Annotated in this window: 26 protein-coding genes; 3 read left to right on the forward strand and 23 right to left on the reverse strand. The window is 71.0% G+C overall.

Annotation, left to right across the window (positions count from 1 at the left end):
• Positions 1 to 88: 88 nt before the first annotated feature.
• The 10 genes from nusB to IFT90_RS07795 form a co-directional block, all read right to left on the reverse strand.
• Positions 89 to 499: a transcription antitermination factor NusB gene (gene nusB / locus IFT90_RS07750; protein WP_123545902.1), complete on the reverse strand. Its 411-nt coding sequence runs from the start codon at positions 497 to 499 to the stop codon at positions 89 to 91.
• 18 nt (positions 500 to 517) lie between these two features.
• Positions 518 to 1,081, reverse strand: a complete 564-nt coding sequence (gene efp / locus IFT90_RS07755) for an elongation factor P (protein WP_123545904.1) — start codon at positions 1,079 to 1,081, stop codon at positions 518 to 520.
• 80 nt (positions 1,082 to 1,161) lie between these two features.
• Entirely contained in the window at positions 1,162 to 2,253 is a 1,092-nt protein-coding gene (gene aroB, locus IFT90_RS07760) for a 3-dehydroquinate synthase (protein ID WP_192041706.1), read from the reverse strand.
• Positions 2,250 to 2,834: a shikimate kinase gene (locus IFT90_RS07765; RefSeq protein WP_371740876.1), complete on the reverse strand. Its 585-nt coding sequence runs from the start codon at positions 2,832 to 2,834 to the stop codon at positions 2,250 to 2,252. The genes aroB and IFT90_RS07765 overlap by 4 nt, the downstream gene beginning before the upstream one ends.
• Entirely contained in the window at positions 2,831 to 4,078 is a 1,248-nt protein-coding gene (gene mltG / locus IFT90_RS07770) for an endolytic transglycosylase MltG (RefSeq protein ID WP_192041707.1), read from the reverse strand. Before mltG ends, IFT90_RS07765 begins: the two co-directional genes overlap by 4 nt.
• A 3-nt stretch (positions 4,079 to 4,081) precedes the next feature.
• A complete protein-coding gene (gene ruvX / locus IFT90_RS07775) occupies positions 4,082 to 4,591 on the reverse strand; it encodes a Holliday junction resolvase RuvX (RefSeq protein ID WP_192041708.1) in 510 nt (169 codons plus the stop codon).
• 7 nt (positions 4,592 to 4,598) lie between these two features.
• Positions 4,599 to 7,271: an alanine--tRNA ligase gene (gene alaS, locus IFT90_RS07780; RefSeq protein ID WP_192041709.1), complete on the reverse strand. Its 2,673-nt coding sequence runs from the start codon at positions 7,269 to 7,271 to the stop codon at positions 4,599 to 4,601.
• Between the two features lie 67 nt (positions 7,272 to 7,338).
• Positions 7,339 to 7,575: a hypothetical protein gene (locus tag IFT90_RS07785; RefSeq protein ID WP_192041710.1), complete on the reverse strand. Its 237-nt coding sequence runs from the start codon at positions 7,573 to 7,575 to the stop codon at positions 7,339 to 7,341.
• A gap of 193 nt (positions 7,576 to 7,768) precedes the next feature.
• Complete coding sequence (gene rpsD, locus IFT90_RS07790; RefSeq protein ID WP_123545916.1) at positions 7,769 to 8,398, reverse strand: 30S ribosomal protein S4; 630 nt, start codon at positions 8,396 to 8,398, stop codon at positions 7,769 to 7,771.
• Between the two features lie 256 nt (positions 8,399 to 8,654).
• Positions 8,655 to 10,064, reverse strand: a complete 1,410-nt coding sequence (locus IFT90_RS07795; RefSeq protein WP_123545918.1) for a replication-associated recombination protein A — start codon at positions 10,062 to 10,064, stop codon at positions 8,655 to 8,657.
• 83 nt (positions 10,065 to 10,147) lie between these two features.
• On the opposite strand from IFT90_RS07795, the gene IFT90_RS07800 reads away from it, so the two are divergent.
• The 3 genes from IFT90_RS07800 to IFT90_RS07810 all read left to right on the forward strand — a co-directional run bounded on the left by IFT90_RS07800 (position 10,148) and on the right by IFT90_RS07810 (position 12,904).
• Complete coding sequence (locus IFT90_RS07800; protein ID WP_371812183.1) at positions 10,148 to 10,933, forward strand: peptidylprolyl isomerase; 786 nt, start codon at positions 10,148 to 10,150, stop codon at positions 10,931 to 10,933.
• Between the two features lie 84 nt (positions 10,934 to 11,017).
• On the forward strand, positions 11,018 to 12,256 hold the full coding sequence (locus tag IFT90_RS07805) for a DUF349 domain-containing protein (protein ID WP_199861745.1): 1,239 nt from the start codon (positions 11,018 to 11,020) through the stop codon (positions 12,254 to 12,256).
• 93 nt (positions 12,257 to 12,349) lie between these two features.
• Complete coding sequence (locus tag IFT90_RS07810; protein WP_192041713.1) at positions 12,350 to 12,904, forward strand: hypothetical protein; 555 nt, start codon at positions 12,350 to 12,352, stop codon at positions 12,902 to 12,904.
• A 27-nt stretch (positions 12,905 to 12,931) separates the two neighbouring features.
• Here IFT90_RS07810 and IFT90_RS07815 read toward each other — a convergent pair whose 3' ends face one another.
• The 13 genes from IFT90_RS07815 to thrS form a co-directional block, all read right to left on the reverse strand.
• Positions 12,932 to 15,214: a bifunctional (p)ppGpp synthetase/guanosine-3',5'-bis(diphosphate) 3'-pyrophosphohydrolase gene (locus IFT90_RS07815; RefSeq protein WP_223269375.1), complete on the reverse strand. Its 2,283-nt coding sequence runs from the start codon at positions 15,212 to 15,214 to the stop codon at positions 12,932 to 12,934.
• Positions 15,215 to 15,310: 96 nt separating this feature from the next.
• Entirely contained in the window at positions 15,311 to 15,676 is a 366-nt protein-coding gene (locus tag IFT90_RS07820) for a rhodanese-like domain-containing protein (RefSeq protein ID WP_371740878.1), read from the reverse strand.
• Positions 15,673 to 16,686, reverse strand: coding sequence for a protein translocase subunit SecF (secF, locus tag IFT90_RS07825; RefSeq protein ID WP_192041714.1), 1,014 nt, complete (start codon positions 16,684 to 16,686; stop codon positions 15,673 to 15,675). Before secF ends, IFT90_RS07820 begins: the two co-directional genes overlap by 4 nt.
• Complete coding sequence (gene secD / locus IFT90_RS07830) at positions 16,686 to 18,446, reverse strand: protein translocase subunit SecD (RefSeq protein ID WP_192041715.1); 1,761 nt, start codon at positions 18,444 to 18,446, stop codon at positions 16,686 to 16,688. The genes secF and secD overlap by 1 nt, the downstream gene beginning before the upstream one ends.
• Before the next feature lie 93 nt (positions 18,447 to 18,539).
• Positions 18,540 to 18,974 (reverse strand): preprotein translocase subunit YajC, encoded by a 435-nt coding sequence (yajC, locus tag IFT90_RS07835; RefSeq protein WP_192041716.1) that lies wholly within the window; start codon positions 18,972 to 18,974, stop codon positions 18,540 to 18,542.
• An 82-nt stretch (positions 18,975 to 19,056) separates the two neighbouring features.
• On the reverse strand, positions 19,057 to 20,082 hold the full coding sequence (gene ruvB / locus IFT90_RS07840; protein WP_192041717.1) for a Holliday junction branch migration DNA helicase RuvB: 1,026 nt from the start codon (positions 20,080 to 20,082) through the stop codon (positions 19,057 to 19,059).
• The gene (gene ruvA / locus IFT90_RS07845) at positions 20,079 to 20,693 is read right to left on the reverse strand and encodes a Holliday junction branch migration protein RuvA (protein ID WP_192041718.1); all 615 of its coding nucleotides are present in this window, start codon (positions 20,691 to 20,693) and stop codon (positions 20,079 to 20,081) included. The genes ruvB and ruvA overlap by 4 nt, the downstream gene beginning before the upstream one ends.
• Positions 20,690 to 21,265, reverse strand: a complete 576-nt coding sequence (gene ruvC, locus IFT90_RS07850; RefSeq protein WP_192041719.1) for a crossover junction endodeoxyribonuclease RuvC — start codon at positions 21,263 to 21,265, stop codon at positions 20,690 to 20,692. Before ruvC ends, ruvA begins: the two co-directional genes overlap by 4 nt.
• Before the next feature lie 9 nt (positions 21,266 to 21,274).
• Positions 21,275 to 22,039, reverse strand: a complete 765-nt coding sequence (locus tag IFT90_RS07855; RefSeq protein WP_123545939.1) for a YebC/PmpR family DNA-binding transcriptional regulator — start codon at positions 22,037 to 22,039, stop codon at positions 21,275 to 21,277.
• A 108-nt stretch (positions 22,040 to 22,147) separates the two neighbouring features.
• Positions 22,148 to 22,771, reverse strand: a complete 624-nt coding sequence (gene pdxT, locus IFT90_RS07860) for a pyridoxal 5'-phosphate synthase glutaminase subunit PdxT (protein WP_192041720.1) — start codon at positions 22,769 to 22,771, stop codon at positions 22,148 to 22,150.
• Positions 22,761 to 23,681 carry a pyridoxal 5'-phosphate synthase lyase subunit PdxS gene (gene pdxS / locus IFT90_RS07865; RefSeq protein WP_192041721.1) on the reverse strand — a complete coding sequence of 307 codons (921 nt, stop codon included), beginning with the start codon at positions 23,679 to 23,681 and terminating at the stop codon, positions 22,761 to 22,763. Before pdxS ends, pdxT begins: the two co-directional genes overlap by 11 nt.
• 54 nt (positions 23,682 to 23,735) lie before the next feature.
• A complete protein-coding gene (locus IFT90_RS07870; RefSeq protein WP_213016643.1) occupies positions 23,736 to 24,344 on the reverse strand; it encodes an HIT domain-containing protein in 609 nt (202 codons plus the stop codon).
• 2 nt (positions 24,345 to 24,346) lie between these two features.
• A complete protein-coding gene (gene thrS / locus IFT90_RS07875) occupies positions 24,347 to 26,257 on the reverse strand; it encodes a threonine--tRNA ligase (RefSeq protein WP_244638438.1) in 1,911 nt (636 codons plus the stop codon).
• Positions 26,258 to 26,400: the final 143 nt, after the last annotated feature.

A 26,400-nucleotide genomic window follows, 5' to 3' on the forward strand; every position in this document is an offset into this window, starting at 1 on the left:
GCCTCTCGGGACGGAACTTAAAGGACGTCGGTGGTGGTGGTGCCGGAACGGTCGCCCCCGTCGAGGGTGCCCGTCGCCGGCACCGAGCCTAGCCGCTCGTGGCGATGCGCCCGAGAAGCCCGTTCACGAAGGGAGCCGAGTCGTCGGTGCTGAGCGACTGGGCCAGCTCGACCGCCTCGCTGATCGCGACGTGGTCGGGGACCTCGTCGTTGTGCAGCAGCTCGAAGACGCCGATCCGGAGGATGCCCCGGTCGAGCGTCGGCATGCGAGCCATCGTCCAGCCCTGGGCATACGTCTCGATCAGTTCGTCGATCTCGGCCTGGTGGTCGATGACGCCCTGGACGAGGTCGCGGGCGTAGCCCCAGCTGGAGTTCCGCTCGGGCTCCTGACGGGCCCGCGCCGTCTCGGCGGCCAGGGCGTCGGTCATGCTGATCTGGCGGATGTCGGCGACGTACAGGACGTCGAGGGCGCGCTTGCGCGCCTTGGTGCGTGCGCTCACTGTGCGGGTGGCCGCCGACTACTCGTTGACGCGGCCGAGGTAGCCGCCGTCGCGCGTGTCGACCTTGACCTTCGTGCCGGTCTCGAGGAACAGCGGGACCTGGATCTCGTAGCCGGTCTCGACGGTGGCCGCCTTCGTGCCGCCGGTGGAGCGGTCGCCCTGCAGGCCGGGCTCGGTGTAGGTGACCTCGAGGACGACGGAGGCGGGCAGCTCGATGTAGAGCGGGTTGCCGTCGTGCAGCGCCATCTGGACGTTCTGGTTCTCGAGCATGAAGTTCTTCGCGTCGCCGACGATGGTGGCGGGGACGTTGATCTGGTCGTAGTCCGTGGTGTCCATGAAGACGTAGCCGTCGGCCTCGGCGTAGAGGTACGTGTACTCGCGACGGTCGACGTTGGCGAACTCGATCTTGGTGCCGGCGTTGAAGGTCTTGTCGACGACCTTGCCCGAGCGCACGTTCTTCATCTTGGTGCGGACGAAAGCGCCGCCCTTGCCCGGCTTCACGTGCTGGAACTCGATCACGTTCCAGAGCTGGCCGTCCAGGTCGAGGACGGCGCCGTTCTTGATGTCGTTGGTGGTCGCCATGCGTGCGAGGTCCGATCGGGAGTGAGGTGGGTGGGGCCGGATCTGGCCGGGTTCGAGTGTAGCGGACGGGCCGCGAGCCCTCAGGAACCGATCTCCTGGTACGCCGCGAAGAGCAGGCTCGAGTCGGGGCCGGTGACGACCGTCGGCTTGCCGATGTCGTCGAGGACGATGAAGCGGAGCATGCCCGCGCGGGCCTTCTTGTCTCGCTGCATGGTGGCGAGCAGCGTGTTCCAGCGGCCGAGCGGGTAGCTCGTCGGCAGGGTCAACGACTCGAGGATGCGCCGGTGGCGGTCGACGGCGTCGTCCGACAGCCGCCCCGTCAGCCGGCCGAGCTCGGCGGCGAAGACCATCCCGACCGACACCGCGGCCCCGTGCCGCCACTGGTAGCGCTCGGCGTGCTCGACGGCGTGGCCGAGCGTGTGCCCGTAGTTGAGGATCTCGCGGAGGCCCTGCTCGGTGAAGTCCTGGCCGACGACCCGTGCCTTGAGGGCGATCGACAGCTCGACGACCCGCCGGAACTCGGGGGTCGTCGGGTCGACGGCGCGGTCGACGTCGGCCTCGACGATGTCGAGGATCTCGGGCTCGGCGATGAAGCCGGCCTTCACGACCTCGGCGAAGCCCGCCAGGATCTCGTTGCGGCTCAGCGTGTCGAGCATGTCCAGGTCGGCCACCACGGCCGTCGGGGCCCAGAAGGCCCCCACGAGGTTCTTGCCCTCGGCGGTGTTGATGCCGGTCTTGCCGCCGACGCTCGCGTCCACCATGCCGAGCACCGTCGTCGGCACCTGGACGAGCTGCACGCCCCGGAGCCAGGTCGCGGCCACGAACCCCGCGAGATCGGTCACGGCTCCCCCGCCGAGGCCGATCACCGCGTCGGTGCGGGTGAAGTCGGCCTGGCCGAGCACCTGCCAGCAGAAGGCGGCCACCTCGACGCGCTTGGCGTCCTCCGAGTCGGGGACCTCGGCGATGAGGGCCTCGAGACCGGCCTCGACCAGCGCGTCGCGGAGCTCGTTCGCCTTGCGCCCGAGCGTCGGCGCGTGCACGATCAGGATCTTCTTCGTCTGGGGGCCGAGCAGCGCGGGGATGCGGGAGCGGACCCCGTGGCCGACGAGGACGTCGTAGGGGGCCTCGCCCTCGACGCGGATGGTGGTGACGTCGGTCGTCTCGTCGGTCATGCGTCGTCTTCCTGTCGGTGGTGCGGGAGGTCGGGTGAGCCGGCAGCGGCGGCGAGCCAGGCGACCACGTCGTCGACGACGTGGGAGACGGGGCGCCTCGAGGTGTCGACGACCAGGTCGGCCAGGCTGCGGTAGACGGGCTCGCGCTCGAGCGCGATCGCCCGCCAGGCGTCCATCCCGCCCTGGGCGAGCAGGGGGCGACTCGACCCCGCGAGCCGGTCCGCCACCGCCTCGGGCGTCACCGTGAGGAGGACGACCGAGGCGCCCCGGAGCCGCTCCCGGGTGAGCGGGTCGAGCACCGCGCCTCCTCCGAGCGAGACCACGCCGGTCGAGGCGAGCGCCTCGGCGACGACCTCGCGCTCCAGCTCCCGGAAGCGCGGTTCGCCGTCACGGGAGAAGATCTCGGCCACGGGGCCGTGCCGCTGCACGAGCAGGCGATCGGTGTCGAGGAACCCCACGCCGAGGCGCCGGGAGAGCTTCTTGCCGATGCTGGACTTGCCCGCGCCCATCGGGCCGATCATCGCCACGGGGCGGTCGAGCGGTGCCGCGCCCGCGGCGTTCGTGTCGGTCGAGGGGGTCACTGGTACTCGGGGTGCTCCCGCATCCACGCCTGCCACACCTTCACGGCGGCCTCGTGCTCGGCCAACGTCGTCGAGAACGTCGTCTCGCCCGTGTCGAGGTTCGTCGTCACGAAGTACAGCCACGTGCCGTCGGCGGGCGCGATCGCCGCGTTGATCGCGAGGTCGCCCGGGTTGGAGATGGGCCCGACCGGCAGGCCGAGGTGCTGGTAGGTGTTGTACGGGTTCGACTCGTCACCGCGCTCCTCGTCGGTCGTCGTGACCCGGTGGGTGTTGCCGGTGCCGTAGGCGACGGTCGCGTCGGACTGGAGGAGCATCCCGTCGTCCAGGCGGTTCTGGAAGACGCGCGCGACCTTCGGGTAGTCGTCCGCGAGACCGGCCTCGCGCTGGATCAGCGAGGCGAAGACGATGACGTGCTGCTGGTCGGCCGGCGCGACGCCGGCGTCGACCAGGCGCTGCTTCATCGTGTCGACGAGGAGCTGCAGGTAGCCGTGCGCGTCGAGCCCGGGATCGAGCTCGTACGTCGCGGGGAACAACCAGCCCTCGAGGGACGTGGCCTCGGCAGGGAGGCCGAAGGAGGCCACGTCGGCCGCCGCGGCCTGGACGTCGGCCTCGGGGATCTCGGTCGCCGACGAGATGAGGCTGTAGACGTCGACGGCAGCGGTGCCCTCGGGGATCACCAGCTTGTCGGTCACCCGGTTGGCGCTGTCCTGCAGGGCGCTGACCGCCGACGTCGCGCTCATCTCCTGCTGGAGCGTGTACGTGCCGGGCTGGAAGGTGAGGGCGGTGTCGGCGACGAGCATCGCGTAGACCGACTCGAAGCTGGCCGTGACGCCGCTGTCGAAGAGGTTCGTGGCGATGTCCGAGCCGTTCTCGCCGCTCGTGATCGCGAACGTCACCTCGGTCCCGTTGCCGGTGCCCGGGTAGTCCTCGGGCGCGTCGTTCCCGCCGAGCTTCGCGACGAGGGGCGCGACCGCGCCCCACGCGGCGACGACGCCGGCGGTGCCGCCTCCCACCACGACGAGGGCGATGACGAGGAGGACGATGCCGCCCTTGCGGCTGCGACGGGGCCGGTGGCCGCCGTCGTCGCGGGCGGCACGGCGCTCAGCGCGTCGAGGGGCCTTCTCCTGCTCGCGCGTCGCCTTGCGGGTGGTCGGTGCGGCAGCGGGAGGGCGACCGGCGTCGTCCTTCGCCTCGGTGGGGGGCTGAGAGGAGAAGATGTCGTCCCAGTTCGGATCGTCGGCCACGCGTCATCGTCTTTCGTCGGTGTCGGGTCGGTCTCCGGCGCCGTCGTCGACGACCGGGGCGCTCACGAGCTGACCGGGCGGGAGACCGCTCGACCGCTCGAGCTCGAGCGCGTGCTGGACGATGATAACAGCGGCGACTTGATCGATGACGGATCGTTGTCTCTTGCCCTTGCGCCCTGAAGCGCGAAGTGCAGTCTGCGCGCTCACCGTCGACAGCCGCTCGTCGACCAGCCGAACGGGAACGGGCGACCGGGCCGCGATGGCCGTCGCGAAGTCGCGGGCGTCGCCGGTGGACGCAGTGTCGCCTCCCGACAGTGACAGCGGGAGGCCGACCACCACCTCCACGGCGTCGAGCTCCGACACGTGGCCGAGGATGGCGTCGACGTCAGCCGACCCCGACGCCGCCCGCGGCACCGTCTCGACGGGCGTCGCGATCATGCCCGACGGATCGGTGCGGGCGACGCCGATGCGGGCCTTCCCCACGTCGACGCCGAGGCGCACTCCCGTCCTCACGCGGCGCTCAGGACCGCAGCGCGGCGACGATGCCCGTGAGCGCCGTCGTGATCGCGGTGACGTCGGATCCGCCGCCCTGCGCCAGGTCGTCCTTGCCGCCGCCGCCTCCGCCGAGGATCCCTGCCGCCGTGCGGGCGAGCTGCCCCGCCTTGACGCCGGCCGAGCGGGCGGGCGCCGTCGTGGCGACGATGACGGCGGGCTTGCCGGCGACGTCGGCGGCCAGCGCGACCACCGAGGCCGAGTCGCTGCCCAGGCGCTCGCGCACCGACAGGACGAGCGACCGCAGCTCGTCGGTCGTCTTGACCGTGCCCACCGACTCGGCGACGACGGTGAGGGACCCGACGGCAGTCGCCTGCTCGACGAGCGCGGGGACGCGCAGCGACAGCTGCGCCGACTCGAACTCCGCGATCTTCTTCTCGGCCGCACGCAGGCTGGACACCAGGTCGCCGATCCGCTCCGGGAGCTGCTCGCGCGGCGTGCGGAGCGAGGACGTCAGCTGCGAGACGATGGCCCGCTCCGCAGCGAAGTCACGGAACGCGTCGAGGCCGACGAGCGACTCGACCCGACGGTTCGTGGAGCCGACGGAGGTCTCGCTGACGAGGTTGATCAGGCCGATCTGCGCGCTCGTGGCGACGTGGGTGCCCGCGCAGAGCTCACGCGACCACGGGCCGCCGATGTCGACCATCCGGACCGTCTCGCCGTACTTCTCGCCGAAGAGCGCCATCGCGCCCATCGAGCGGGCCTCGTCGAGGGGCAGCACGCGGGTGGTGACGGCGAGGTCCTCGCGCACGGCCGCGTTCGCGACCTCCTCGACCTCGCTGCGGGTGGCCGGGCTGAGCGCCTGGCTCCAGTTGAAGTCGAGGCGGAGGTAGCCGGCCTTGTTGTACGAGCCGGCCTGGTGCGCCTCCGGGCCCAGCACCTCCCGGAGCGCGGCGTGCACGAGGTGCGTCGCCGAGTGCGCCTGCGTGGCGCCGCGGCGGTAGGCAGGGTCGACGACGCTGGTGGCGGCGTCGCCGACGCCGACCTCGCCCGAGCGCACCTGGACCCGGTGGCTGACCAGGCCCTTCACCGGCTTCTGGACGTCGAGGACCTCGAGGTCGAAGCCCGTTCCGACGATGCTGCCGGCGTCGGCGTCCTGGCCGCCCGACTCCGCGTACAGCGACGTCTCGGCGAGGATCACCTCGGCGATGTCGCCCGCGACGGCGCGGTCGACGCTGGCGCCGTCGACGATGAGGCCGAGCACGCGCGTCTCGGTGTCGAGCACGTCGTACCCGGTGAACACGGTCTCGCCCTGCGCGCGGAAGGCGCTGTAGACGCTCAGGTCGGCGAGGGCCACCTTGCGCGACTTGGCGTCGGCCTTGGCGCGGGCGCGCTGCTCGCTCATCAGCCGGTCGAACGCCTCGCGGTCGACCGTGAGGCCGCTCTCCTCGGCGATCTCGAGGGTGAGGTCGATCGGGAACCCGAAGGTGTCGTGCAGCAGGAAGGCCGTGTCGCCGGCCAGGCGGGGTGCGTTCCCCGCGCCTGCCTTGTCCTTGGTGTCCTCGACGGCGATGTCGAGGATGCTCGTGCCGGCCGCCAGGGTGCGGAGGAACGTCTCCTCCTCGGCGAAGGCGAGGCCCGAGATCCTGTCCCAGTCGCGCTCGACCTCGGGGTAGGCCGACTTCATCGCGTCGCGGGACGCCGCGAACAGGACCGGGAAGGTGGTGCCCTCGACGCCCAGGAGGCGCATCGAGCGGACCGAGCGTCGCAGCAGGCGGCGCAGGATGTAGCCGCGACCCTCGTTCGACGGCCGGACGCCGTCGCTCATGAGCATCAGGGCGCTGCGCACGTGGTCGGCGATGACGCGCATCCGCACGTCGTCGTCGTGGACGGCGCCGTAGCGGCGCCCGGACAGCTCGGACGCGGCGTCGAGCACGGGACGGACCTGGTCGATCTCGTACATGTTGTCGACGCCCTGCTTGAGGAACGCGACCCGCTCGAGGCCCATGCCGGTGTCGATGTTCTTGTTCGGCAGCTCGCGGACGATGTCGAAGTCGACCTTCGACCGGACGTTCTCGATCTGGTACTGCATGAACACGAGGTTCCAGATCTCGACGTAGCGGTCGTCGTCCGTGGCGGGGCCTCCGTCGGCGCCGTAGGCCGGGCCGCGGTCGAAGAAGATCTCGGAGCACGGGCCCGCGGGGCCGGGCTGGCCGGTGTGCCAGTAGTTGGTGTCCTTGCCGAGGCGCTGGATGCGCTCGTCGGGGAGGCCCGCCACCTTCTTCCAGAGGGCGATCGCCTCGTCGTCCTCCTCGTAGACGGTGACCCAGAGGTCGTCGGGCGAGAAGGCGAGGCCGCCGTCGGCCTCGCTCGAGGTCAGCAGCTCCCAGGCGTAGCCGATGGCCTCCTCCTTGAAGTAGTCGCCGAACGAGAAGTTGCCGTTCATCTGGAAGAACGTGCCGTGCCGGGGGGTCTTGCCGACCTCTTCGATGTCGTTGGTGCGGATGCACTTCTGCACGCTCGTCGCCCGCGCGTACGGGGTCGGCACGAGACCGGTCAGGTACGGGATGAACGGCACCATGCCGGCCACGGTGAAGAGCAGCGACGGGTCGTCGCTGACCAGCGAGGCGGACGGGACGACGGTGTGCCCGCGCTCCCCGAAGTAGTCGAGCCAACGGCGGCGGATCTCGGCGGTCTGCATGGTTCTCCTGAGGGAGGGGGTCGGTCGGTGGGGCTGCTGACGAGGAGGCGCCGGGCGCCTCGCGCGGTCAGCTCGCGCTGGTGGAAGCGGCCGGCCCCGTCGTGGGCTCGCCGTCGTCGCTCGGGTCCGTGGCGCGGAGCTCGGCGTCACGGGAGCGGTACCCGTCGACCACCGCGGCGCGGAAGTGGTCGAGTCCGCCGTCGAGCTCGCCGAAGAACCGGCGGCCACGCGGGGTCGAGTTGAGGAGGTGCGCACCGACGAGGCCGAGCGCGACTCCGACGGACAGCAGGACCAGGTTCTTCACGGGTGCTCCTCACGACGTGTCCCGTGACGAGCACACGGGACGACACGTCAGCCTACTTCGTCGCCGTCGTCCGACGGGAACGGCGGTGGGAGGAGCTGTGCAGGGAACGGCACAGGGAGGACCTCCTCGGGGAACGACGGAGGGAGCGCCCCACGCGACGTGGAGCGCTCCCTCGGAAGCGGTGCGGGTGGTGCTAGCGGGCTGCGTAGTACTCGACGACCAGCTGGACCTCGCAGGTCACGGGGACCTCGGCGCGCTTCGGGCGACGCACGAGGCGGGCCTGCAGCTTGTCGATCTCGACCTCGAGGTAGCTCGGGGTCTTGGGCAGCAGGTCGACGTGACCGCCGGCCGCGGCGACCTGGAAGGGCTCGGTCGTCTCGCTCTTGGCCTTGACGTGGATCATCTGGCCGGGCTTGACGCGGAACGAGGGGCGGTCGACGAGCTTGCCGTCGACGAGGATGTGACGGTGCACGACCATCTGGCGAGCCTGCGCCGTGGTGCGGGCGAAGCCGGCACGCAGGACGAGGGCGTCGAGACGGGTCTCGAGCAGCTCGACCAGGTTCTCACCGGTCAGGCCCGAGGCCTTGCGGGCCTCGTTGAAGACGATCTTGAGCTGGGCCTCGCGGATGCCGTACTGGGCACGCAGACGCTGCTTCTCGCGAAGACGGACGGCGTAGTCGCTGTCGGTCTTGCGCTTGGTGCGGCCGTGCTCGCCGGGAGCGTAGGGACGCTTCTCGAGGTAGCGGGCGGCCTTCGGGGTGAGGGCGATGCCGAGAGCACGCGAGAGACGCGTCTTGCTCCGGGTGCGGGACTTGGTGGACATGCGTGTTCCTATCGAGATCTTGTCGGTGGTGATGTTCCGCCAGCCAGGCGCGTGAGCGCCGACGGGCCTAACAAGAGGGATGATCGCCGCGGCGGAGACCGGCTACAGGTCGGACCGCCTTGGTCGGGTCGTCATCAGCAGCCGCGCGTCGACGCCCGAGTGCAGGCAACCCCCCGAGCATACAGGAGCACGGTCTGGCGGGCGACCCCGACCTGGGCGCGTGTCGTCGGCAGGCCGAGGGCCTCCGGGGTCGTCGTCAGCCGCCGCGGGTGATCCGACGCAGCTTCTCGAGCCGGGCGGCGACGTCGCGCTCGTTGCCGTTGGCCGTCGGGTCGTAGTAGGTACGGCCGACGAGCTCGTCGGGCAGGTACTGCTGCTCGACGACCCCGAACTCGGAGTCGTGCGAGTACTTGTAGCCCTTGCCGTGGCCGAGGCGCTTCGCGCCCGGGTAGTGCGCGTCGCGGAGGTGCTTCGGCACCGGGCCGGCCGCGCCGGCGCGGACGTCGGCGATCGCGGCGTCGAGGGCGCTGTACGACCGGTTCGACTTCGGTGCGGTGGCCAGGTAGACGACGGCCTCGGCCATCGGGATGCGCCCCTCCGGCATGCCGATCATCTGCACGGCGGTGGCCGCCGAGACGGCGACCGTGAGGGCGTTCGGGTCGGCCATGCCGATGTCCTCGCCGGCGGACACGATGATGCGACGGCAGATGAAGCGGGGATCCTCGCCGGCCTCGATCATCCGGGCGAGGTAGTGCAGCGCGGCGTCGACGTCGGACCCGCGGACCGACTTGATGAACGCGCTGATGACGTCGTAGTGCTCGTCGCCGTTGCGGTCGTAGCGGAGGAGCGCACGGTCGACCGACTGGGCGACCGTCTCGGCGGTGATCACGGGCCGGTCGTCGGCGTCGTCCGGATCGTCGTACTCGGCGTCGGGGTCGTAGTCGGCGTCCGCGTCGGCGGACGGGTCGTCCGGACGGGCTCCGCGCGCCTCCTCGGCGGTCGCGGCGGCGGAGTGGGCCGAGGCCTCGAGGGCGGTCAGCGCCCGACGGGCGTCGCCGGACGCGAGGCGGACGATCGTCGCCAGCGCCTCGTCGTCCAGCACGACCCGGTCGGCCAGGCCGCGGGGGTCGACGACCGCCCGCCGGACGAGGTCGCCGAGGTCGTCGTCGCTCAGCTGCTCGAGCGTGAGCAGCAGCGACCGGGAGAGCAACGGCGTGATGACGGAGAACGACGGGTTCTCGGTCGTCGCCGCGATGAGGATCACCCAGCCGTTCTCGACTCCCGGCAGCAGCGCGTCCTGCTGGGCCTTCGTGAAGCGGTGGATCTCGTCGAGGAACAGGACCGTCGTCGTGCCGTAGAGGTCGCGGTTCGTCAGCGCCTTCTCCATCACCTGCCGGACGTCCTTCACGCCGGCCGTCACCGCCGAGAGCTCGATGAACTGCCGCCCCGACGTGTGGGCGATCGCCTGCGCGAGCGTCGTCTTGCCGGTGCCGGGCGGGCCCCAGAGGATGACGGAGACGGCGCCCTGCTCGCCGGTGGTGTCGCTCGCCAGGGTGACGAGCGGGGAGCCGGGCCGGAGGAGGTGCCGCTGACCGGCGACCTCGTCGAGGCTGGTGGGGCGCATGCGGACCGCGAGGGGGGTCGAGCTCTGCGGGAGAGGGCTCATGGGGGTCAATGGTAGACCGGGCCGCCGACACCGACCGGCGGCTCGGATACAGTCGTCCGGGACATCACCGGCATGGAGGACACGTGGCACCGAGCAGGAACCAGGACCGTGAGGCACGCGACCGGCTGAGGGCGTACACGGCCCGCCAGCGGGTGCACGAGACGCAGGTGCGCCGCCGCCGCCGGGACAACCTCCTCGCCGCCGTCGGCGTCGTGGTCGTGGTCGGCCTGGCGGTCGTCACCCAGGTCGTGTGGAACACGGACGGCAGCGGCGACGAGGCCACCGCCTCCGCCAGCCCCTCCTCCTCGGAGACGGCGTCGGCGACCGGGGACGTCCCGAGCGCCGACATCGCCGAGGGACGCACCTGGACGGGGCAGCTCGACCTCAACAACGACGTGCAGCTCGGCGTCGAGCTCGACGGGGCCACGGCGCCCCAGGCCGCCTCGGTGATCATCGACCTCGCGCAGCAGGGCTTCTACACCGACACGACCTGCCACCGGATGAGCGACGCCGAGACGGCGAAGTTCATCCAGTGCGGCTCGGCGAACGGGGACGGCACCGGCGACGCGGGCTTCACCTTCGGGCCCCTCGAGAACGTGCCGGCCGACGGCCTCTACCCGACCGGCACCATCGCGATGGCGCGGGGCGAGGCGGCGGACTCGCAGTCGACCCAGTTCTTCATCACCTACGGGGACACCTACCTCGACACGTCGACGGGCGGCTACACCGTCGTCGGGCGGGTGACGAGCGGCCTCGACCAGCTCACGGCGAACATCACGGACGCGGGCCTGACCCCGTCGACCGCCGAGGTCCCGAACGACGGCGCCCCGGTCGTGCCGACCACGATCACGTCCCTGACGCTGGAGTAGGCGGGCGTCCCTGCTCGTGCAATAGGCTGGGCACCCATCGCCGGGGCCCGTCCTGGGCTCCGCGACGAGCACCTCCAGCAAGGGATGACAGTGGCTACTGACGATCAGGCACCCTGGGGCCGCGTCGACGACGACGGAACCGTCTACGTGCGCGAGGGCGACGGCGAGCGGGCTGTGGGGCAGTACCCCGACGCCACGCCCGCCGAGGCCCTCGCCTACTACGAGCGCAAGTACACCGAGCTGAACGGGCAGGTCACCCTGCTCGAGCAGCGGGTCAAGCGGGGCGCCTCGGCGTCGGACGTGACCAAGACGGTGGCGCACCTGAAGCAGCTGCTCGTCGAGCCGAGCGCCGTCGGCGACGTCGCCGCGCTCCGCACCCGCGTCGACGCCCTCGACAGCACGGTGGGCGAGCTGACCGAGAAGCAGAGCGCCGAGGCGCAGGAGGCGCTGGTCGAGGCCGTCGCCTACCGCACCTCCCTGGTCGCGGAGGCCGAGGCCCTCGCCGCGCAGGACCCCGCCCGCGTGCAGTGGAAGCAGGTCACCGCCTCCGTCGACGACATCTTCGCCCGCTGGCAGAAGCACCAGACCGAGGGCCCCCGGATCCCCAAGGGCGAGGGCAACGACCTCTGGAAGCGCTTCCGCGCGGCCCGGTCGACCATCGACCAGCACCGCAAGGCGTTCTACGCCGACCTCGACGCGACGCACCGCGAGGCACGCCAGCGCAAGCAGGCGCTCGTCGAGTCGGCCGACACCCTCGCGAGCAAGGGCGCCGACGGAATCCCCGAGTACCGGCGTCTGCTCGACGACTGGAAGCGCGCCGGTCGTGCGGGCAAGAAGTACGACGACGCGCTCTGGGCCCGCTTCAAGCGCGCCGGCGACGTGCTCTACGCCGCCAAGGGCGAGATCGTCGCACAGGACGACGCCGAGTACGCCGACAACCTCACGGCGAAGCTCGCCCTGCTCGACGACGCCGAGAAGATCCTCACGAACGACGACCGCGTGTCGGCACGGGAGGCCCTGACCACGATCCAGCTCCGCTGGGACGAGATCGGGCGCGTCCCGCGCGACCAGGTGCGACCCGTCGAGGACAGGCTGCGCAAGGTCGAGTCGCACGTCCGCCAGCTCGACGAGACGCACTGGGAGAAGAACAACCCCGAGCGCAAGGCGCGGTCCGAAGGGCTCGCGAGCCAGCTGCAGGACGCGATCACCAAGCTCGAGGACGAGCTCGCCGCGGCCGAGGCCGGCGGCGACGCCCGCAAGGTGAAGGAGGCACGCGAGGCCCTCGACGCTCGTCGCGTCTGGCTGGACGCCCTCGGGTCCTGACCCGCGCCTCCCCTGGGTCCTGACCGCCCGCCGTTCTCCACAGGAGACGGCGGGCGGTTCGTCGTCCTGGGCCTCGGCCGTCATGCTGGGGCGGTGACCCCCACCCTGCCGAGACTCCTGACCGCTCGTGACCTGCCCGAGGTCGAGCTGCAGGCTGCGGCGCTCGACGGCGAGGTCTGCCGGGTGGCCGACAGCTGGGCGTCGATCGCCGATCCCGACGACGCGTGGCGGCGGGCGGAGGCGCTGGCCGACCGCCTCGGCACGGTGGTGGTGGCGGCACGGGGCACGGCCGCCTGGATCTGGAGCGCGCGCGCCGCTGCCCCTCGCCGGCTGGAGGCGGTGGTGCCGTCGTGGGCACGGCACCGCGACGATCGACCCGACGTCGCGGTGGGCGAGGTCCTCATCGACGCCGACGAGATCTCGCAGGTCGGGCGTGTCCGGGTGACAACCCCGACCCGCACCGTCCTCGACCTGCTCCGGGCCGACGACTGGTCGGCCGACGCGGAGCGCCTCGTGCGCACCCTGCTCGTCGAGCACCACGTCGATCCGCGGCGGGTCGCGGGCCTCGTGCGACGACACGGTCGGCTGCCGGGCCGACGGCGGGCGGCGACCCGGCTGCGGACGCTCGTGGACCCCCTGGTGGTCTGATCCCCGCGGTGGGGCGTCCGCCCCGGCTCAGCCGGCGCTGACCCGGTAGACGTCGTAGACAGCGTCGATCCGACGAACGGCGTTGAGCACACGGTCGAGGTGCGTCGTGTCGCCCATCTCGAAGACGAAGCGGCTGATCGCCAGGCGCTCGTCCGAGGTGGACACGTTGGCCGAGAGGATGTTGACGTGGTGCTCGGACAGCACCCGCGTCACGTCGGACAGCAGACCCGCGCGGTCGAGGGCCTCGATCTGGATCTGCACGAGGAAGACGCTCTTCGACGACGGGGCCCACTCGACCTCGATCATCCGCTCGGGCTCCTGCATGAGGCCCTGCACGTTGTGGCAGGTGGCCTGGTGCACGCTGACGCCCTGCCCCCGCGTCACGAACCCGACGACCTGGTCGCCGGGGACGGGCGTGCAGCACTTCGCGAGCTTGACGAGGATGTCGGGCGCACCACGGACGAGGACGCCCGAGTCGCTGTTGCGCAGGGGCCGCGAGACTCCCTTGCTCGGGAACTCGTACTCCCCCTCGACCTCGGTCTGCTGCTGGACCGAGGCGAGCACCTTCTCGATGACCGACTGGGTCGACAGGTGGCCCTCGCCGACGGCGGCGTAGAGGCTCGAGACGTCGTCGTAGCGCAGCTGGGACGCCACTTCGGTGATGCTGTCCTGGTTCATCAGCTTCTGCAGCGGCAGGTTCTGCTTGCGCATCGCGCGGGCGATCGCGTCCTTGCCCTGCTCGATCGCCTCGTCGCGGCGCTCCTTCGTGAACCACTGCCGGATCTTGTTCCGGGCGCGGGGGCTCTTGACGAAGCCGAGCCAGTCCTGGCTGGGTCCGGAGTCGGGGTTCTTCGAGGTGAAGACCTCGACGACGTCGCCGCTGTTGAGCACGCTCTCGAGCGGGATGAGGCGGCCGTTGACCTTGGCGCCCATCGTGCGGTGCCCGACCTCGGTGTGGACCGCGTAGGCGAAGTCGACGGGCGTCGCTCCCGACGGGAGGCCGATGACCTTGCCCTGGGGCGTGAAGACGTAGACCTCCTTCGCGCCGATCTCGAAGCGGAGGCTGTCGAGGAACTCCCCCGGGTCGGCCGTCTCGGCCTGCCAGTCGGAGATGTGCGCCAGCCACGCCATGTCGGTCTCGGTGCGGGCGCCGGTGGCCGTGTCGTCACGACCGCCGTTCATCCTCTGCTTGTACTTCCAGTGGGCCGCGACGCCGAACTCGGCCCGCTGGTGCATCTCGTGCGTGCGGATCTGGATCTCGACCGGTCGCCCCTTGGGCCCGATGACCGTCGTGTGGAGCGACTGGTAGAGGTTGAACTTGGGCGTCGCGATGTAGTCCTTGAAACGACCGGGTATCGGGTTCCAGCGGGCGTGGATCGAGCCGAGCACGGCGTAGCAGTCGCGCAGCGACGTGACGAGCACGCGGATGCCGACGAGGTCGTAGATCTCGTCGAACTCGCGCCCCCGCACGATCATCTTCTGGTAGATCGAGTAGTACTGCTTCGGCCGGCCGACCACCTCGCCGCGGATCTTCGTCGACTTGAGGTCGGACTTGACCGCGTTGATGACGTTCTGGACGAACTGCTCGCGCTGCGGGGTGCGCTGCTTGACGAGGTTGTCGATCTCGACGTAGAGCTTCGGGTGGAGGACGGCGAAGCTGAGGTCCTCCAGCTCCCACTTGATGGCCTGGATGCCCAGCCGGTGAGCGAGGGGGGCGTAGATCTCGAGCGTCTCGGTCGCCTTGCGCGTCGCCGACGACGACTCGACGAAGCCCCACGTGCGCGCGTTGTGCAGCCGGTCGGCGAGCTTGATGACGAGCACGCGGATGTCCTTCGACATCGCGACGACCATCTTGCGCACGGTCTCGGCCTGGGCGCTGTCGCCGTACTTCAGCTTGTCGAGCTTCGTCACCCCGTCGACGAGCATGGCGATCTCGTCGCCGAAGTCGCGCTGCAGCATGTCGAGCGTGTAGTCGGTGTCCTCCACGGTGTCGTGGAGCAGCGCGGCGGCGATCGTCTTCGAGCCGATGCCGAGGTCGGCGAGGATCTGCGCGACGGCCACCGGGTGCGTGATGTAGGGCTCGCCGCTCTTGCGCAGCTGGCCGCGGTGAGCCTTCTCGGCGACCGTGTAGGCCCGCTCGATGACGACCAGGTCGGCCTTCGGGTGGTGCATCCGGACCGTCTTGACGAGACGGTCGACGGCGCCGGCCGGCTGGCTGCGCGAGAACAGCCTCGGCAGCAGGGTGCGGAGGGAGGCCGTGCCGCCCTGCTCGGGGCCTGCGGGGGTCTCCCTCGTGGTGATCTCAGTCACGACCGCGCCTCCTCGTCGTCGCTCGCGCACGGTGACGCGCCTCCGGGAACGGGCGTCGGGTCGTGCACGAGTCGGGACAACGCTACTCGCTCCCGGTCAGTCGACCGTCGGGCGGGCGTCGCCGTCGCTGACGACGTCCCCGTCCGCGTCTCGCCAGGCGAGCATGCCGCCCTCGACGTTCACGGCCCGCAGGCCCGCGCGGCGGAGCGCGGCCGTGGCCCGCATCGAGCGCATGCCCGAGTGGCAGACGACGAGCACGTCCCGGTCCGTGGGGACCTCGTCCACCCGCTCGCCCAGCTCGGAGAGCGGGAGGAGCACGGCCCGCGAGGCGTGGCCCGCGTCCCACTCCGACTGCTCGCGCACATCGAGGAGGTAGGCGCCGTCGCCGACCAGGGCCACCGCCTCCTGCGCGGTCACCTCGGGCATCGAGGAGGCGGGGCCACCGCCCAGGGGCGCGCTCACGACGCGATCACCGAGGCCGCCGCGGCGTCGGCGTCACGCGCACGATCGGCGCGCTTGCGGTCGTCGCGCTTCTTGATGTCAGGCTCGCCGATCCGGAGCGTCGCGTAGAGCGGGGACGCGATGAAGATCGTCGAGTAGGTGCCGACCAGGATGCCGATGAAGAGGGCGAGCGAGATGTCCCGGAGCGTGCCCGCACCGAGGACGAAGGCGCCGATGAAGAGGATCGCGGCGACGGGCAGCAGGGCGACGACCGAGGTGTTGATCGACCGGACCAGCGTCTGGTTGATCGCCAGGTTGATCGACTGGCCGAAGGTGCGCCTCGAGCCTTCGCCGTCTTCTGCGGTGTTCTCGCGGATCTTGTCGAAGACCACGACGGTGTCGTAGAGGGAGTAGCCGAGGATCGTGAGAAAGCCGATCACCGCGGCGGGCGTGACCTCGAAGCCCACGATGCCGTAGATCCCGGCGGTGAGCACGAGGTCGTGCAGCAGCGCCGTCATGGCGGCGAGCGACATCTTCCAGGTGCGGAAGTAGAGCGTCATGCCGATGGCCGCGAGGATCAGGAAGATCACGAGGCCCTTGATGGCCTGGCCCGTGATGTCGGCTCCCCAGGAGGCGCCGATGAACGAGGAGGTGACGCGCTCGGCGGGGACGTCGTAGGCCGTGGCCAGGGCGTCGGCCACGTCGTTGGTCTGCGTCGCCTCGAGCTGCGAGGTCTGCACGCGGATCGTGTCGCTGCCGACCTGCGTGACCCGGGGGTTCGAGCCCGGGGCGACGTCGTCGACCGTCCGCGTCGCGACGTCCTGGTCGAGCTCGGCGGGCTGGGCCACCTGGAACTCGGAGCCGCCGGTGAACTCGATGCCGAAGTGGTAGCCGCCCCGGAGGAACGGCACAGTCGCGCAGATCACGATGACGACCGCGGCGATGATGTACCACGTGCGCCGGCGGCCCACGATGTCGTAGGAACGGGCCCCCGTGTAGAGGTCGTTGCCGAACTTGGAGAAGCTGGCCATCAGCTGTCCTTCCCTTCACCGCGCGCAGAGTCGTCGACCCGGGTGCTCGTGCTCTCTGCCGCCTTGCGTTCGGCGATGGTCTGGCGCTTGGCAGCCTCTCGGCCGCCCGCGCCCTTGCGGGCCCCCGTGGGGACGGGGGTGCGGAACTGGGCCCGACCGCGGTACACGGCGCCGAGCGCCTTCGGGTTCAGCCCGCTGAACGCGTGGCCCTCGCCGAAGAACCGCGTGCGGGCGATCAGCTGCAGCATCGGGTGCGTGAAGAGCGCGACGACGATCAGGTCGATCACCGTCGTGATGCCGAGCGTGAGGGCGAAGCCCTTCACGTTGCCCACCGCGAGGATGAACAGGGTGATGGCGGCGAGGAAGTTCACGGTGTCGGAGGCGACGATCGTGCGGATCGCGCGCTTCCAGCCGGACTCGACGGCGCTCTCGAGGATCCGGCCGTCGCGCAGCTCGTCGCGGATGCGCTCGAAGTAGACGATGAACGAGTCGGCCGTGATGCCGATCGCCACGATCAACCCCGTCACGCCGGCGAGGGAGAGCCGGTAGCCCTCTCGCCAGGACAGGATCGCGATCACGAGGTACGTGAGCAGCGCGGCGATCATCAGCGACAGGACGGTGACGAAGGCGAGCGCGCGGTACTGGATCAGGGAGTAGATCACGACGAGGATCAGGCCGATGAGGCCGGCGATCAGGCCGCTGACCAGCTGGGTCTGGCCCAGGGTCGCGGTGATGTTCTCGTTGCTCTGCACGGAGAAGCTGATCGGCAGGGCGCCGAACTTGAGCTGGTCGGCCAGGGTCTTCGAGGTGTCCTGCGTGAACGAGCCCGTGATCTGGGCCTTGCCGTCGGTGATGGCGGCGTTCGCGGACGGGGCCGTGATCACCTGGTTGTCGAGCGTCACCGCGAACTGGTTCTGCGGGGCCTGCAGGGCGACCAGCCGCGACGTGACGTCGCTGAACCGGTCGGTGCCCTGGCGGTCGAACTCGAGGTTGACGGCCCACGTGTTCGTCGAGTTGCCCTGCGAGTCGGTGGCGAGGCCGTTGGTGGCGTCGCTGATGTCGCTGCCCTGCACCTCGACCGGGCCGAGGATGAACTTAGCGGTGCCGTCGGTCGAGCAGGTGACGAGCGGCTCGTCGTCGCGAGCGGTCGACAGGTCCTTGTCGGCGGCGCACTGGTAGTTCGTGTACTCGTCCGCGAGCTGCTCCGTGATCCAGTTCAGGTCGGAGGCGTTCGTCGGCGAGGCCGTCGGGGTCGAGTTGAGGTCGGGGTTGGGCGTGTAGGGCGTCGCCGAGGGACTCGCCGTGGCGTCGGCGTCGCCGCCCACCGCGGCGTTGCTCACGGCCTCCGTGTAGAGCACGGGGCGGAAGGTCAGCTTGGCCGAGGCCTCGATGCGCTCGAGCGTCTCGTTGTCGGGCCGGCCGGGGATCGACACGACGATGTTCTGCGCGCCCTGGCGGGTGATCTCCGACTCGGAGACGCCGGCGCTGTCGATGCGCTGGCGGATGATCGTCACGGCCTGGTCGAGCTGCTGGCTGGACACGGACTGGCCGTTGTCGAGCTGCGCGGCGAGGGTGATCTGCGTGCCGCCCTGCAGGTCGAGCGCCAGCTCGGGGACCCAGCTCGCGCCGTCCCACCAGCCGTCACGACCCGAGTCGTTGAGGGCGGTGGCGGTGCCGTTCAGCGCGGCGAGGCCGGCGATGATGACGAGCAACCACGTCAGGGAACGAATTGCCTTCTTGACCGGCGTCGAACGTGCCACGGAGGTTCTGCTTTCTCATGGGAGCGCGCGCCCCGAGGGGCGCGCGCCGTCGTCTGGGCCGGGGCTCACGAGTGGGCCCCGGCTGTCGGCGGGTCAGGCCTTGTTCGGCTTGTCCGTGTCGGTGGTGGAGTCGAGGCGCGTCTCGTCGACCCGCTCGCCGTAGGCGGGCGACGTGCGGTCGGCGGTCGTGCTGTCGTCGACGATCAGGTCGTCAGCCGGGCGGGCGTCGAGCTCGTCGGCGTCGGAGACCACGGCGTCGTCGGCGACGACGGGCTCGACGACGCGGCCCAGGGTCTGGCGGTGCACGCGCAGGACGGTGCCGGGCGAGACCTCGACCTCGGCGATGTTGGCCTCGTCGTCGATCGAGACGAGCGTGCCGTAGACGCCGAAGCTCAGCATCACCTCGACGCCGGGGACCATCTTCGACTGCAGCGTCGCCTGCTGGGCGTCGCGCTTGCGCTTGTTGCGGAACATGAAGAAGACGAGGACCACCAGGAGGAGGACCATGATGATTGTTGTGGCGTCCATGAGGAACTGCCTTTCGAAGCTCGGGGGGATGGGCGGCGCGGGCGGTGGTGAGGGTGCCTCGCGCCGACAGGCCTAGCGGCGATCATAGTTCATCGCCGAAGAGCGCCCCTGACGGGCGCGGCAGCCCGAAGTGCCGCCAGGCCTCCGGCGTCGCCACGCGGCCCCGGGGGGTGCGGATCAGCAGGCCGATGCGGACGAGGAACGGCTCGACGACGGACTCGATCGTGTCCGCCTCTTCCCCGACCGAGACGGCGAGCGTGCCGAGCCCGACGGGGCCGCCGCCGAACCTCGTGAGCACGGTCGACAGGACCTCGCGGTCGAGCCGGTCGAGGCCGAGGTCGTCGACGTCGTAGAGGGCCAGGGCGTCCCGCACCGTCGCCAGGTCGGCGTCCCGTCCGTGGACGAGCGAGTAGTCGCGGACGCGACGGAGCAGGCGGTTAGCGATGCGCGGCGTGCCCCGGCACCGACCGGCGATCTCGGCCAGGGCGTCGCCGTCGACGGGGATGCCGAGCAGGGTCGCGGCGCGGCGGAGCACCTCGGTGAGCTCGGCGGCGTCGTAGAACTCGAGGTTGGCCGTGAAGCCGAACCGGTCGCGCAGGGGGTTCGGCAGCATGCCGCTCCGCGTGGTGGCGCCGACGAGCGTGAACGGCGACAGCTCGAGCGGGATGCTCGTCGCCCCGGCGCCCTTGCCGACCATGATGTCGATCCGGTAGTCCTCCATGGCGAGGTACAGCATCTCTTCCGCCGAGCGCGCCATGCGGTGGATCTCGTCGATGAAGAGCACCTCGCCGGGGACGAGGGCCGAGAGCACGGCGGCGAGGTCGCCCGCGTGCTGGATGGCCGGGCCGGACGACATCCGGAGCGGCCGGCCGCTCTCGTGCGCGACGATCATCGCGAGGGTGGTCTTGCCGAGCCCGGGAGGACCCGCCATGAGGATGTGGTCAGGGGTCCGGCCCTGCATCGACGCCGCCTTGAGCAGCAGCTCGAGCTGTCCGCGCACCTTCTTCTGGCCGACGAACTCGTCGAGCGAGGTGGGGCGGAGCGCGCCCTCGAAGGCGAGCTCGGCCTCGGACTCGACGACGGGTCGGGTGAGGTCGGCGTCGCTCACGCGCGCGCGCCCAGCGACTTCTGCGGGCCGAGGTGGCCGAGGGCGGCACGCAGGAGCGACGGCACGGAGAGGGCGACGTCGGGCCCGCGGTCGGCGACCACCGAGTCGACGGCGGCCTGCGCCTCCCTCTCGGACCAGCCCAGCCCGACGAGGGCCGTGAGGACGTCGGCCGAGGTCGAGGAGGCGCTGGTCACGGTGGGCGCGGCGGCCCGGACGTCGAGCTTGCCCGCCAACGAGAGGACGATCAGCTTCGCGGTCTTGGGCCCGATGCCGGACACGCGTCGGAAGGGCGCGTCGTCGTCGTCGGCGACCGCGTGCGCGACCTGCGACGGGCTGAGCGTGGCGAGCACGCCCTGGGCCGACTTCGGGCCGACTCCGGTGACGCTCCGCAGCAGGTCGAACACCTCGAGTTCTTCGAGCTCGGGGAAGCCGAAGAGCGAGAGGTCGTCTTCTCGCACGATCAGCGTCGTGAACAGCTGGAGCGTCGTGCCGACCGTCGCCGTGAGGGCGAGCTGAGGCGTCACGCCGACCCGGAGGCCCACTCCCCCGACCTCGACGACGACGCTGGTTCCGGAGGCGGACAGCACGGTGCCGCGGACGCTCGAGATCATCTGCCCAGCCTAGGAGTCCGCGCCGACTTCTCCGCCTCGCGCCACGCCTTCTGCGCGGCCGTGAGACCGCCGCCGGCCGGTGCCGAGGGGAGGCCGCCACGACGCCACGCGTGGCAGATCGCCAGGGCCAGGGCGTCGGCGGCGTCGGCGGGCTTCGGGGCCTCGGCGAGGCCGAGCAGGCGGGCGACCATTGCGCCCACCTGGGCCTTGTCCGCCGAGCCGTAGCCGGTCACGGCCGCCTTGACCTCGGACGGCGTGTGCATGGCCACGGGGACGGAGCGCTCGGCGGCGGCGCGCAGCGCCAGGCCGCTCACCTGGGCGGTGCCCATCACGGTCGACAGGTTGTTCTGCGCGAAGACGCGCTCGATGGCCATCGCGTCGGGACGGTGCTCGTCGACGAGCCCCTCGATGCCGCGCCCGATCGTGAGGAGGCGCTGCTCGAGCGGCATGTCGGCCGGCGACCGGATCACGGTCACCGCCACGAGGGTGGCCCGGCGGGTCGCGTCGACCTCGACGACGCCGACCCCGCAGCGGGTCAGGCCGGGGTCGATGCCGAGCACCCGCAGGGTCACCTCGGCGGCTCAGTCGTCGTCGTCGTCGAGCGCGGCCTGCACGTCGGCGGGGACGTCGTAGTTGGCGTAGACGTTCTGCACGTCGTCGTCGTCGTCGAGCGCGTCGACGAGGCGGAACACCTTGCGGGCGGTCTCGAGGTCGACCTCGATCTTGAGGCCGGGGACGAACTCGACGTCGGCGGAGTCGTAGTCGATCCCGGCCTCCTGGAGCGCCGTGCGCGCGGGCACCAGGTCGGACGGCTCGGTCACGATCTCGAAGCCCTCGCCGCGGTCGGTGACCTCTTCGGCACCGGCGTCGAGCACCGCGGCCAGCACGTCGTCCTCGCTGAGCTCGCCGGTCTTCATGACCGCGATGACCCCCTTGCGGCTGAAGTTGTAGGCGACGCTGCCCGGGTCGGCCATGGTGCCGCCGTTGCGCGACATGACCGTACGGACGTTCGCCGCCGCGCGGTTCTTGTTGTCGGTGAGGCACTCGATCAGCAGGGCGACGCCGTTGGGGCCGTAGCCCTCGTAGACGATGGTCTGGTAGTCGACGGACTCGCCGCTGAGGCCCGCGCCGCGCTTGACGGCGCGGTCGATGTTGTCGTTGGGGACCGAGGTCTTCTTGGCCTTCTGGACGGCGTCGACGAGCGTCGGGTTGCCGGACATGTCGGCCCCGCCCTGCTTGGCCGCGACCTCGATGTTCTTGATGAGCTTGGCGAACGACTTGGCGCGACGGCTGTCGATGACGGCCTTCTTGTGCTTGGTCGTGGCCCACTTGGAATGCCCGGACACGGTGCTCCTCACTTCCGGTTGACGATCCGGACCATCCTACCGGCAGGCCCGCCGCCGGGGCGGCAGCGACGGGTGAGGACCGGGCAGGGCCCGGGACGAGGAGGCGCGTCAGCGCGAGGACCAGGCGCGCGCCTTCTCGAGGAACCGCGCGTGGAACCGGAGCTCGCCGGTCACCTCGGGGTGGAAGGACGTGCCGAGCAGGTTTCCCTGCTCGACGGCGACGACCCGACCGTCGTCCAGGACGCCCACCGCCGTGGCGAGCGGACCGACCTCGGCCACCACGGGCGCCCGGATGAAGACCGCGTGCACGGGCTCGTCGCCCACGACGGGCACGAGGAGGTCGGTCTCGAACGACTCGTTCTGTCCGCCGAAGGCGTTGCGGCGCACGGCGACGTCGAGGCCGCCGATCGTGCGCTGCCCGGCGGAGCCGTCGACGACCCGGTCGGCGAGCATGATCAGCCCGGCGCACGTCCCGTAGACGGGCAGGCCTGCGTCGACGGCGGCACGCAACGGCTCGGCCATGCCGAAGGTGCGGCTGAGCTTGTCCATCACGGTCGACTCGCCGCCCGGGATGACGAGACCCGACACGCCCGCGACCTCGTCGGGCCGGCGCACGGGCACGGCGACCGCTCCGAGGGAGGTCAGCACCGCGAGGTGCTCACGGAAGTCGCCCTGGAGGGCGAGGACCCCGACCCGCGGGGCCGCCGCCTCCTCGTGTCGGCTACCAGCCACGCTCGGCGAGGCGGTGCGGCGCGGGCAGGTCGGGCACGTTGATGCCGACCATGGCCTCGCCGAGGCCACGCGACGCGTCGGCGACGACCTGCGGGTCGTCGAAGAACGTCGTGGCCTTCACGATCGCAGCGGCTCGCTCGGCGGGGTTGCCCGACTTGAAGATGCCGGAGCCCACGAAGACGCCGTCGGCGCCCAGCTGCATCATCAGCGCCGCGTCGGCGGGCGTCGCGACGCCGCCGGCGGTGAAGAGGACGACGGGCAGCTTGCCGGTCTCCGCGATCTCCTTGACGAGCTCGTACGGCGCCTGCAGCTCTTTCGCGGCCACGTACAGCTCGTCGGTCTTGAGCCCTTGCAGCTGCGCGATCTCCTTCGAGATGGTGCGGATGTGCTTGGTCGCCTCGGACACGTCGCCGGTGCCGGCCTCGCCCTTGGAGCGGATCATGGCGGCGCCCTCGGTGATGCGACGGAGCGCCTCGCCGAGGTTCGTCGCACCGCAGACGAAGGGGACCGTGAAGTTCCACTTGTCGATGTGGTTGACGTAGTCGGCGGGGCTCAGCACCTCGGACTCGTCGATGTAGTCGACGCCGAGCGTCTGGAGGATCTGTGCCTCGACGAAGTGGCCGATGCGCGCCTTCGCCATGACGGGGATCGAGACGGCCGCGATGATCTCGTCGATCATGTCGGGGTCGCTCATGCGGGCGACGCCGCCCTGCGAGCGGATGTCGGCGGGCACGCGCTCGAGGGCCATGACGGCGACGGCGCCGGCCTCTTCGGCGATCTTCGCCTGCTCGACGTCGACGACGTCCATGATGACGCCGCCCTTGAGCATCTCGGCGAGACCGCGCTTGACGCGGTCCGATCCGGTCGTGCTGCCGGCGGACGGGACGGAGGTGGGGGTGCTGTCGCTCATGATGGCCTCAGTTTAGGCGCTGCCCGGGGGCGTGCGTCGCCGATGTGCCGCTCGTCACCGAGTGGCCTGGTCTCCCCCGGCGGGCCAGGCAGCCGCCAGCGCCTCGCGGACGTCTCCGAGCAGCTGGGTGACGGCCTTGGTCTGGGCGATGATCGGGAAGAAGTTCGAGTCGCCGCCGTAGCGCGGCACCACGTGCTGGTGCAGGTGCTCGGCGATGCCGGCACCGCCGACCGACCCCTGGTTCATGCCCATGTTGAAGCCCTGGGCGTGCGAGACCTCGCGGACGACGCGCATGGCGGCCTGGGTCAGCGCGCCGATCTCGGCGACCTCGTCGGGCGTGGCCAGGTCGTAGGTCGAGATGTGCCGGTAGGGGCAGACCAGCAGGTGGCCGGGGTTGTACGGGTACAGGTTCAGCAGGACGAACGCGTGCTGCCCCCGGGCGACGATCAGCGCCTCCTCGTCGCTGCGCGAGGGCGCGGCGCAGAACGGGCACGCGTCGTCGTGGGCGCCCTGGCCGCGGCTGACGTACACGGCACGGTGCGGCGTCCAGAGGCGCTGGAACGCGTCGGGCGCCGACGCGAAGTCGTCCGCCGACTCGACGCGCGCCGACTCGTCGCCGACCGGGTCGACGTCGGCCGGCAGCTCGTCGGCGCCCGCCCCCACGGTCAGACCTGGGCCTTCGTCTCGATCGCCTCGAGGATCTTCGCCACGGCGTCGGCGACGGGCACGCCGTTCTCCTGGGAGCCGTCGCGGTAGCGGAAGCTCACTGCACCGGCGGCGCGGTCTTCTTCGCCCGCGATGAGCTGGAAGGGCACCTTGGACTTCGTGTGCGTGCGGATCTTCTTGGGGAACCGGTCGTCGCCGTGGTCGACCTGGGCGCGGACGCCCTTCTCGCGCAGCTGGCGCACCACGTCGTCGAGGTAGTCGCCGTACTCGTCGGCCACGGGGATCGCCACGACCTGGACCGGGGACAGCCACACGGGGAACGCCCCGGCGTAGTGCTCGGTGAGGACGCCGAAGAAGCGCTCGATGGTGCCGAACAGCGCACGGTGGATCATGACGGGACGCTGCCGGGTGCCGTCCGCGGCCGCGTACTCGAGCTCGAAGCGCTCGGGCAGGTTGAAGTCGAGCTGGACGGTCGACATCTGCCAGGTGCGGCCGATGGCGTCGCGGGCCTGCACCGAGATCTTGGGGCCGTAGAACGCGGCTCCGCCCGGGTCGGGGACGAGCTCGAGGCCGGACTCCTCCGCGACCTCGCGGAGGGTCTGCGTCGCGGTGTCCCAGATGTCGTCGTCGCCGACGTACTTGACCGGGTCCTTCGTCGAGAGCTCGAGGTAGAAGTCGGTCAGGCCGTAGTCACGGAGCAGGGACAGGACGAAGTTCAGGGTGCCGGTCAGCTCCTCCTTCATCTTCTCGCGCGTGGTGAAGATGTGCGCGTCGTCCTGGGTCATGCCCCGCACGCGGGTGAGGCCGTGGATGACGCCCGACTTCTCGTTGCGGTAGACGGTCCCGAACTCGAAGAGGCGCATCGGCAGGTCGCGGTACGACCGCGGCTGCGAGCGGTACGCGAGGATGTGCATCGGGCAGTTCATCGGCTTGAGGTAGTAGTCGGCGCCCTGGCGGGTGACCTCGCCCTCGTCGTTCCGGGCCTCGTCGAGCTTCATGGCCGGGAACATGCCGTCCTTGTACCAGCCGAGGTGGCCCGAGGTCTCGAACAGGCTCGCCTTGGTGATGTGCGGCGTGTACACGAAGTCGTAGCCGGCGGCCTCGTGGCGACGGCGGGAGTAGTCCTCCATCTCGCGACGGATGATGCCGCCCCTCGGGTGGAAGATCGCGAGGCCCGAGCCGATCTCGTCCGGGAACGAGAAGAGGTCGAGCTCGACGCCGAGCTTGCGGTGGTCGCGCTTCGCCGCCTCCTCGAGGCGAGCCTGGTACTCGCGCAGTTCGTCCTTCGTGGGCCAGGCGGTGCCGTAGATGCGCTGCAGCTGCGGGTTCTTCTCCGAGCCGCGCCAGTAGGCGGCGGCGACGCGCATCAGCTTCGTGGCGTTGCCGAGGACGCGGGTGCTCGGCACGTGCGGGCCGCGGCAGAGGTCGGACCAGAGCACGTCGCCGGACTTCGGGTCGACGTTGTCGTAGATGGTCAGCTCGGCACCGCCCACCTCGACGGACTCGCCGTCGTCGCCGATCTCGTCGGCCGAGCCGCCCTTGAGGCCGATCAGCTCGAGCTTGTAGGGCTCGCCGGCGAGCTCGGCGCGGGCCTCGGCCTCGGTGACGACGCGGCGGCGGAAGCGCTGGCCCTGGCGGATGATCCGCTCCATGCCCTTCTCGATCGCCTTGAGGTCGTCGGGGGTGAAGGGCTCGGCGACGTCGAAGTCGTAGTAGAAGCCGTCGGTGACGGGCGGGCCGATGCCGAGCTTCGCCTCCGGGTTGATGCCCTGCACGGCCTGCGCCATGACGTGCGCGGCCGAGTGCCGCAACACGGCCAGGCCGTCGGGCGAGCCGACGGTGACGGCCTCGGCGACGTCGCCCGGGTGCAGCTCGGACGCGAGGTCGCGCAGCTCGCCGGCGACGCGCATCGCGACGACGCCCTTGTCCGTGAACAGCTCGAGCCCCGTCGTGGTCTCGGTCGCCTCGACGGTCTCAGGTGCGGCGGCGAGGGCGGCGGGGGCAGGCTGGTCTGACACGGTGGAGGGCTCCTGACGATCGAGGGGACGCGCGC

Source organism: Frigoribacterium sp. CFBP 8766, from assembly GCF_014841435.1.
Classification (GTDB): domain Bacteria; phylum Actinomycetota; class Actinomycetes; order Actinomycetales; family Microbacteriaceae; genus Frigoribacterium.

What these genes read in the sequence shown, in the direction of transcription:
- efp (WP_123545904.1), bottom strand. Translation starts at nt 1,081, where the DNA reads ATGGCGACCACCAACGACATCAAGAACGGCGCCGTCCTCGACCTGGAC.
- aroB (WP_192041706.1), bottom strand. Translation starts at nt 2,253, where the DNA reads ATGACCGACGAGACGACCGACGTCACCACCATCCGCGTCGAGGGCGAG.
- alaS (WP_192041709.1), bottom strand. Translation starts at nt 7,271, where the DNA reads ATGCAGACCGCCGAGATCCGCCGCCGTTGGCTCGACTACTTCGGGGAG.
- rpsD (WP_123545916.1), bottom strand. Translation starts at nt 8,398, where the DNA reads ATGTCCACCAAGTCCCGCACCCGGAGCAAGACGCGTCTCTCGCGTGCT.
- IFT90_RS07795 (WP_123545918.1), bottom strand. Translation starts at nt 10,064, where the DNA reads ATGAGCCCTCTCCCGCAGAGCTCGACCCCCCTCGCGGTCCGCATGCGC.
- IFT90_RS07805 (WP_199861745.1), top strand. Translation starts at nt 11,018, where the DNA reads ATGACAGTGGCTACTGACGATCAGGCACCCTGGGGCCGCGTCGACGAC.
- secF (WP_192041714.1), bottom strand. Translation starts at nt 16,686, where the DNA reads ATGGCCAGCTTCTCCAAGTTCGGCAACGACCTCTACACGGGGGCCCGT.
- yajC (WP_192041716.1), bottom strand. Translation starts at nt 18,974, where the DNA reads ATGGACGCCACAACAATCATCATGGTCCTCCTCCTGGTGGTCCTCGTC.
- ruvA (WP_192041718.1), bottom strand. Translation starts at nt 20,693, where the DNA reads ATGATCTCGAGCGTCCGCGGCACCGTGCTGTCCGCCTCCGGAACCAGC.
- pdxS (WP_192041721.1), bottom strand. Translation starts at nt 23,681, where the DNA reads ATGAGCGACAGCACCCCCACCTCCGTCCCGTCCGCCGGCAGCACGACC.
- thrS (WP_244638438.1), bottom strand. Translation starts at nt 26,257, where the DNA reads ATGCGCGTCGCCGGCGAGCTGCGCGACCTCGCGTCCGAGCTGCACCCG.